Raw genomic sequence first — 7506 nt, forward strand, 5'->3', positions numbered from 1 at the left:
ACTCCGGGCGGGGCGATCGCCGCGTCCTTCATGGGCTACAATCTCGCCAAGCGCTTTTCCAAGGATCCCGAGAGTTTTGGCAAGGGCCGCATCGAGGGCGTGTTCGCGCCGGAAACGGCGGCGCATGCCTCCGGCACCGCGGCGCTGCTGCCGATGCTGGCGCTCGGCATTCCCGGCTCCGGCACCGCCGCGATCCTGCTCGGCGGCCTGATGGTGTGGGGGCTCAATCCGGGCCCGCTGCTGTTCGTCGAGCACAAGGACTTCGTCTGGGGGCTGATCGCCTCGATGTATCTCGGCAACGTCGTCGGCCTCGTGCTGGTGCTGACGACGGTGCCGATCTTCGCCTCGATCCTGCGGGTGCCGTTCGCGGCGGTGGCGCCGATGATCGTGGTGTCCTGCGCGATCGGCGCCTATGCGATCCAGAACGCGATGTTCGACATCTGGCTGATGCTCGGCTTCGGGGTCGTCGGCTACGTCTTCAAGAAGATCGGCATTCCGCTCGCGCCGTTCACGCTGGCGCTCGTGCTCGGCAACCGCGCCGAGGATGCCTTCCGCCTGTCGATGATCGGCTCCGGCGGCGACCTCAAGGTGTTCTGGTCGAACGGGCTGGTCGGCTCGATCACGACGCTGGCGCTCGTGCTGCTGTTTTGGCCGGTGATCGACGGGTTGCTGGGCCGCGTCGGACTGACGCAGCGGACCAGAGCGACATCGCGCTAGGCCCGTGGAACAACATTTTTCGAAATCAATGGCTTAGGGAATGTGGTGGCGTTCGGGCGCCGGCACAACCTTAAGCTCGATTATTTCCAGATGTTGCTGGCGCGGCACAGCCCTTGGGTGGGGAGCGGGGTATATTTTGATCACAAGATTGTGCGGGATGAGGAATTGCTATGAAGCGGATTGTGATTGGAATGGCAGCGGCGATGTCGCTGTTCGCGACGGGCGCACTGGCGGCCGACCTCGCGGCGAAGCCCTACGTCAAGGCACCGGTCATGGTCGATCCGGTCTGGAGCTGGACCGGCTTCTACATCGGCGTCAACGGCGGCTACAGCTGGGGGCGTTCGCGCACCGACGTCACCTACAACAACACGGCGACTGGTGCGGTGATCGCGCCTCCGGCGGGCTCCATCACCAGCGCGTCGTTCGACATGAACGGCGGCGTCGCCGGCGGTCAGGCGGGCTACAACTGGCAGAGCGCCAACTGGGTGTTTGGCGTCGAGGGCGACCTGCAGTGGTCGGGTGAAAAGGGCAGCGCCTTCTTCAACTGCGGCGGCGTCGCGCCTGCCGGTGGTGCCTGTCTTCCCGGGCTGACCTTCCTTCCGGCTGGCGGTCTGGCCGGCACCACGCTGACGATCGACCAGAAGCTCCAGTGGTTCGGCACGGTTCGTGGTCGCGTCGGCATCCTGGCGACCCCGAAGGTGCTGTTCTACGGCACCGGCGGTGTGGCCTTCGGCGAGATCAAGACCACTGGCACCATGACTGGCTTCACGCCCGCTGGCGTCGCGATCGCCTCGGTCGGCTCGAGCTCCGATACGCGCGTCGGCTGGACCGTCGGCGCTGGTGTCGAAGGCAAGATCACCCAGAACTGGAGCGCGAAGCTCGAATATCTCTACATGGATCTCGGCCGCTTCTCGGCGGGTCCGTTTACGCTCGCGCCGGCTTCCGCGATCGCCGCCAATACCTCGTCGCGCTTCACCGACCACATCCTGCGCGCCGGCATCAACTATCAGTTCGGCGGCCCGGTGGTTGCCAGGTACTGAGATCAACAGAGGCGTCAACAAGAAGCAAAGCCCGGCCTCGCGCCGGGCTTTGTCGTTCCTCTCCTGATTCTTGGACATGACGCAGGGCCGGCGATCGGACAGTGCGACCCGCTTGTTGCGGGCGTGCCACATCCGCAGCCTGATCTGCTCTGATCGGATTGTCGAGCTGCGCGTACCGGGCCTCTTTTCGAGGCCCTCGCGTCCGTCCCCAAGATTCATCCCCGCCGCCAAACCGCGCTGAAATAGCAGCGATTTTCGAGATCGTCCCGATGGCCCGCGCGCGCCCCACGCGCGCGAGCGGCTGCACGCGTCCTCTGAACGACCGACGTTCGAACGCAGGACCCGAAGCGATGCGCTCTTTCCTAGTGTCGCCGCACTGAATCGCCCGCGCATCTTGCGAGCAGGCGAACAGGCAACGCCATTTTCTCGAGGGAAGATTGATGACACGAACTTTGCTGGTCGCGGCGGCGACCGCCACGCTGCTTGCACCGCGTGCCTTCGCCGACGATCTGGCGGTGCCGCACATCCATACCAAGGCGCCGCCGGTGGTCGCCGATCCCGGCTACAATTGGAGCGGCTTCCATGCCGGCATCAATGTCGGCTATGGCTGGGGCCGCTCGGCCACCACGGTCGACTTCATCGACAGCGGGGGCGGCGCGCCGCTGAGCTCGAGCGCCGGCACGTTCGATCTCAACGGCGTCACCGGCGGCGGACAGATCGGCTACAACTGGCAGCGCGGGATGTTCGTGGCGGGCTTCGAGGCCGACTTCCAGGGCAGTGGCCGGAAGGGTCGTTTCGGCGCGCTGTGCGCCGGCGCGCCGGCCGGTTTGCAGGACGGCGTCTGCACGCCGGGCCATCGCGGCGACAACACGTTCGATCCCGCGCTGCCTGTTACGTTCAATCTTACCCAGAAGCTCGACTGGTTCGGCACCATCCGCGGCCGCCTCGGTGTCGCCGTGACGCCGCGCGTGCTGCTCTACGGCACCGGCGGTCTCGCCTATGGCCGCGTCTCCACCGCAGGGAGCGTGAGCGCGATCAATGTCGGCGGCTTCCCGGGCGCCGACGGCGGAACGTTCACGCCTGTTGCGGCGAGCTTCAGCAGCAGCACGACGAAGGTCGGCTGGACCGCGGGCGCCGGCATCGAAGGTGCCTTCGCCGACAATTGGAGCGCCCGGCTCGAATATCTCTATGTCGATCTCGGAACGGTGTCGGGCACGCTCGCGACTCCCGTGATCGCGCTAAGCGGCGCGCCGCTGGTCGTCGGCTATCGCTCGCACGTCACCGACAACATCCTGCGCTTCGGTGTGAACTATCGCTTCAGCGGGACCTGAGCGACTGTTTCGCAAAGCGTGGTTGCGAGTCGAAAGCCCGGTGGTCGCGCCGGGCTTTCGTATGTCCGGAGTGAAAAACAGTCAGGCCCCGTGACGCTTTCTCTCCCTTGTCAGCGGCGTTAATCGGGATCACTATGCAAGCATAGATAGAAACTTATTTGATCTGATTTTTTCGGAGGATGTCATGGCCATTGAACGTTATCGCGCCCAGAGGGGCGCCGAGATTCCGCACGCGGTCGCCGCCGCAGCCGCCCGAGGTTACACGATCGAAGTTCATTTCCTGGGCGGACTGACCGCCAAACAAAAGGCCGCTTTCAAGCTTGCAGCAAACCGGTGGACCCACGCCATCGTGGGCGACTTGCCGGACGTCACGGTTGGCGGCGAGAGGATCAACAATCTTCGCATCACAGCGCAAGGCACTGACATTGACGGCCCCGGAAATGTTCTCGGCCAGGCGGGGCCGGACCGCCTGCGCCCGAAGAGTGCAGGGGCCGCTGCGTTCCTGCCGGCGACGGGCGACATGCAATTCGATATTGCCGATCTCGCCGCCATGGAAGCCGACGGCACCCTGAACGACGTCATCACGCACGAGATGGGGCATGTGATCGGCATCGGAACGATCTGGACGAACAAGAGATTGTTGAAGGGTGTCCGCACGCACAATCCGACTTTCCACGGTGCCAACGCCATGCGCGAATACGGCAAGCTCCGCGGCTCCGCGACGCCGCTCCCCGTTCCCGTCGAAAACAAGGGTGGCGAGGGGACGGTGGATTCGCATTGGCGCGACACTGTTTTCGGCGCGGAATTGATGACCGGCTTCGTCAATGAGGGCGGCAATCCGATGAGCCGGTTGACGATCGCCAGCTTGCAGGATCTCGGTTATGAGGTGAACATGGACGTTGCCCAGCCGTATCACCTGCSCAATCATCTCCATATGGCTGAGGCGGGACTTGCTGCCGCGCATGATGAAAAGCCAAGAGGCATCGTGCTCCCGCGGATTCCGATCACGTTGCCCGATGAGAGCCTCGAACCTTAGGCCAAAGCACCGCCGAGCAAGGCTTCGCTTGGAATGCAGGGAAACGGATCATGGAGGGTATGAAGCGACCGGAAGCGATTGTGCTTCCAGATTCGTCATTGATCCCGTCCGACTGTCTGATCTCGCCTCCGCCCAACCAGTTCACCCACGAGGTGGCGAGATCGCAGCCATTCTATGCCTCGCGCGGTACGCCGAGCGGACCGCCGACCGGACAATTCGAGGCGGGAGCCAAGGTCGTTCTGCTCTACCATGATGGCGGAGAGCTTTGTCGGGTTGTCGATGCCGGCGGCCACTATGTCGACACGCGCTTCGACGGCTTGCGCAAGATCTAGACGACCGCTTACGCCGCTTTCAGACCACCTTGCGCTGACGCAGCTCCGCGATCTCGTCGGCGCCGAAGCCGAACTCCTTCAGCACCTCGTCGGTCTGCTCGCCGAATTCCGGCGGCCGCGCCACCATCTTGCTCGGCGTGCGCGACAACGTCACGGGCTGGCCGACCAGGCGGATGTGGCGGTCCTCGTCGTTCGGCACGTCCTGCGCGATGCCGAGATGCCTGACCTGGGCATCCTCGAACATCTGGTCGATGGCATAGATCGGCCCGCAGGGCACGCCGGCGTCGTTGAACTCCCGGACCCAGGTCTCGGTCGACTTCGTCACGGTGCGCTTCTCGATCTCGGCGTTGAGCGCGTCGCGGTTCTTGGAGCGGGCGGGGGCCGTCGCATAGTCGGGGTGGCTAAAGAGCTCCGGCGCCCCGATCGCCTGGGCGCAGCGCTCCCAGATCCGCCCGCCCGTGGTGGCGATGTTGATGTAGCCGTCCGAGGTCTTGAACACGCCGGTCGGGATGCTGGTCGGGTGATTGTTGCCGGCCTGCTTGGCGACTTCCTTCTCCATCAGCCAGCGCGCGGCCTGGAAGTCGAGCATGAAGATCTGGGCCTGGAGCAGCGAGGTCTGCACCCACTGGCCCTTGCCCGAGACCTCGCGCTCGAGCAGCGCCGTGAGGATGCCCATGGCGCAGAACAGGCCGGCGGTGAGGTCGGCGACGGGAATGCCGACCCGCATCGGGCCTTCGCCCGGCGCGCCGGTGATCGACATCAGCCCGCCCATGCCCTGCGCGATCTGATCGAAACCCGGCCGCTTGTGATAGGGCCCGTCCTGGCCGAAGCCGGAAATGCTGCCATAGACGATGCGCGGATTGATTGCGGCGAGGCTGTCATAGTCGATGCCGAGCTTCTTCTTCACGTCGGGACGGAAATTCTCGACCACGACATCGGCCTTGGCGGCGAGCCGCTTGAACACGGCGAGCCCGCGCTCGTCCTTCAGGTTCAGCGTCATTGCACGCTTGTTGCGGTGCAAATTCTGGAAGTCGGAGCCACGCCGCGGCCCGCCCGGCTGCTCGCCGCCGGTATCCTCGGTCAGCGCGTCGATCTTGATCACGTTGGCGCCCCAGTCCGCGAGCTGCCGCACGCAGGTGGGCCCGGATCGGACACGGGTCAGATCGAGCACGGTGAAGCGCGACAGGGCTTCCGAGGCATGCGGAAAGGGCATCTTGAAGGGCTCCGGGACAGATTGCGGGCCTACCATAGTGCCCAACGCCCATGCGACAAGTCTGGGCCGACGCGGATGCCGCCTGTCGAAATGCAGTGCCTGACGGGGCTGGGCTGGCGCGGCTTGCTGCGCTGCGTGAAAGGGATCAGCGCGGTAGGCGCTTCAGCTCGGCGCGCGCCTGCTCGGCCAGCGGGGCGTCGCCGTGGCGCGCAATGAAGAGCTCGAGCGCCTCCCGCGTTCCCGTCCGACGGGCGGCTTCGTACTCCTCCGCCACCGCGGCGGAAGGATCGCGCGCCATTGGCATGGAGGGTGCGCGGCCCGCCTTGCCGCGGTCTTTGCCGCCGTCCTTGCCGTTTTCATCCGCGTTGGCCTTCACGACCATGACAGGCTGTTCTCCGATGGACAGGTGATCCGGCCCGGCGACCACCGCAAGGACGCCGACGAGACCGGCCGAGAAGGAGCCAAGTTTCATGATTCTCCTCTGGAGATCATCAAGCATGCGTAAGCTCGCATTCCGTACTCGGCCCCGTTTGACTACGGAATGGCCTAGCCAGTATGATTACGGGGTTTGAGGGCTAGCACAATTTTATGGAAGGGGCCCGAACGCAGGCGCAATATTTAAGCCAAACGTTTACCTCTGAAGCTAGAATCACACGCCTTCGCCCGAATCGCGCGGGTAGCTCCGGAGAGTCCATTGGCCACCGCTGTCACCGTCAGTGCCACCAATAACGCCGAGATCGACGGCCTGCTGTCGGGCGCCAAATGGTCCGGCACGATCACCTACAGCTTTCCGGATTCGCCCAGCGACTACGCCAATCCCTACAGCGGCGGCAACAGTGAGCCGACCACGTCTGGTTTCGCCTCGGCGCCGAGCCAGATGCAGGCGGCGATCAACTACGCGATCGGACTGATCCTCGGCTACACCAACGCCAATATCCAGTACGCAGGGACGAACGGCGCCGACATCATGGTCGCGCAGTCACCGTCGGCCAATCCGACCTCCTACGCCTATTACCCCGGCAACTACGCGTCCGGCGGCGATATCTGGTTCGGGACTCAGTACAATTACTCGCTTGCCGCGCTCGGCAATTACTATTTCACGACCGCGCTGCACGAGCTCGGCCATGCCCTCGGCCTCAAGCACAGCCAGGAAACGGGCGGCGTCGCCAACGTCGCTGTGCCGAGCGCGCACGACGACAGCGAATACACCGTCATGAGCTATCGCAGCTATGTCGGCGGCTCGACCACGTCCGGCTACACCAATGAGGCGTACGGATTTTCGCAGACCTATATGGCCAACGATATCCTCGCGCTGCAGACGATGTACGGCGCGGACTACACGACCCAGAGCAGCAACACGGTCTACACTTGGAATCCGACCACGGGACAGGAATTCATCAACGGCGTGGGGCAGCTCGCGCCGGGTGGCGGCGTCGGAGGCTCGGCCAATCGCATTTATGAGACGGTCTGGGACGGCGGCGGCGTCGATACCTATGACCTGTCGAACTACACGACGAACCTGAGCATCAACCTCAATCCCGGTGCGGCGTCGGTGTTCTCCTCCGTGCAGCTGGCCAATCTCGGCAATGGCCATTACGCATCGGGCAACGTCTACAACGCCTATCTCTATAATGGCGACGCGCGCTCCTACATCGACAACGCCATCGGCGGGTCCGGCAACGACACGCTGGTGGGTAACGCGATCGCCAACGCGCTGAACGGCGGCGGTGGCAACGACACGATCACGGGGGGCGCGGGCAACGACGCCATCAATGGCGGCTCGGGCACCGACACCGCGGTGTATTCGGGCAGCCGGGCCAACTATCTGGTCTCGTAC

At 64.4% G+C, this 7506-nt stretch carries 9 protein-coding genes; 6 read left to right on the plus strand and 3 right to left on the minus strand.

What is annotated here, in order from left to right; translation table 11 throughout:
• The 3 genes from AC1D00_RS18045 to AC1D00_RS18055 all read left to right on the plus strand — a co-directional run.
• A partial coding sequence (locus tag AC1D00_RS18045) for a tripartite tricarboxylate transporter permease (protein ID WP_477011584.1) occupies positions 1 to 717 on the plus strand: 717 nt, incomplete at its 5' end.
• 170 nt (positions 718 to 887) lie between these two features.
• A complete protein-coding gene (locus tag AC1D00_RS18050) occupies positions 888 to 1757 on the plus strand; it encodes an outer membrane protein (RefSeq protein WP_027545035.1) in 870 nt (289 codons plus the stop codon).
• Positions 1758 to 2197: 440 nt separating this feature from the next.
• Positions 2198 to 3088 carry an outer membrane protein gene (locus AC1D00_RS18055; RefSeq protein ID WP_477011585.1) on the plus strand — a complete coding sequence of 297 codons (891 nt, stop codon included), beginning with the start codon at positions 2198 to 2200 and terminating at the stop codon, positions 3086 to 3088.
• 154 nt (positions 3089 to 3242) lie between these two features.
• On the opposite strand, the gene AC1D00_RS18060 is transcribed toward AC1D00_RS18055, so the two are convergent.
• Complete coding sequence (locus AC1D00_RS18060; protein ID WP_477011586.1) at positions 3243 to 3677, minus strand: hypothetical protein; 435 nt, start codon at positions 3675 to 3677, stop codon at positions 3243 to 3245.
• Here AC1D00_RS18060 and AC1D00_RS18065 point away from each other — a divergent pair.
• Together AC1D00_RS18065 and AC1D00_RS18070 are read left to right on the plus strand one after the other, a co-directional pair.
• Complete coding sequence (locus tag AC1D00_RS18065; protein WP_477011587.1) at positions 3639 to 4124, plus strand: leishmanolysin-related zinc metalloendopeptidase; 486 nt, start codon at positions 3639 to 3641, stop codon at positions 4122 to 4124. The two genes, AC1D00_RS18060 and AC1D00_RS18065, sit on opposite strands and share 39 nt — an antisense overlap.
• A 50-nt stretch (positions 4125 to 4174) precedes the next feature.
• Positions 4175 to 4456 (plus strand): hypothetical protein, encoded by a 282-nt coding sequence (locus AC1D00_RS18070; protein WP_404558092.1) that lies wholly within the window; start codon positions 4175 to 4177, stop codon positions 4454 to 4456.
• Positions 4457 to 4475: 19 nt separating this feature from the next.
• Here the strand turns inward: AC1D00_RS18070 and AC1D00_RS18075 are convergent, their stop codons facing one another.
• Positions 4476 to 5669 (minus strand): CaiB/BaiF CoA transferase family protein, encoded by a 1194-nt coding sequence (locus tag AC1D00_RS18075; RefSeq protein ID WP_027545039.1) that lies wholly within the window; start codon positions 5667 to 5669, stop codon positions 4476 to 4478.
• 145 nt (positions 5670 to 5814) lie between these two features.
• On the minus strand, positions 5815 to 6141 hold the full coding sequence (locus AC1D00_RS18080) for a hypothetical protein (RefSeq protein WP_027545040.1): 327 nt from the start codon (positions 6139 to 6141) through the stop codon (positions 5815 to 5817).
• A gap of 222 nt (positions 6142 to 6363) precedes the next feature.
• Between AC1D00_RS18080 and AC1D00_RS18085 the strand changes: the two genes are divergently transcribed.
• A partial coding sequence (locus tag AC1D00_RS18085) for a M10 family metallopeptidase (protein ID WP_477011588.1) occupies positions 6364 to 7506 on the plus strand: 1143 nt, incomplete at its 3' end.

This window comes from Bradyrhizobium sp. P2_E8 (genome assembly GCF_056403875.1).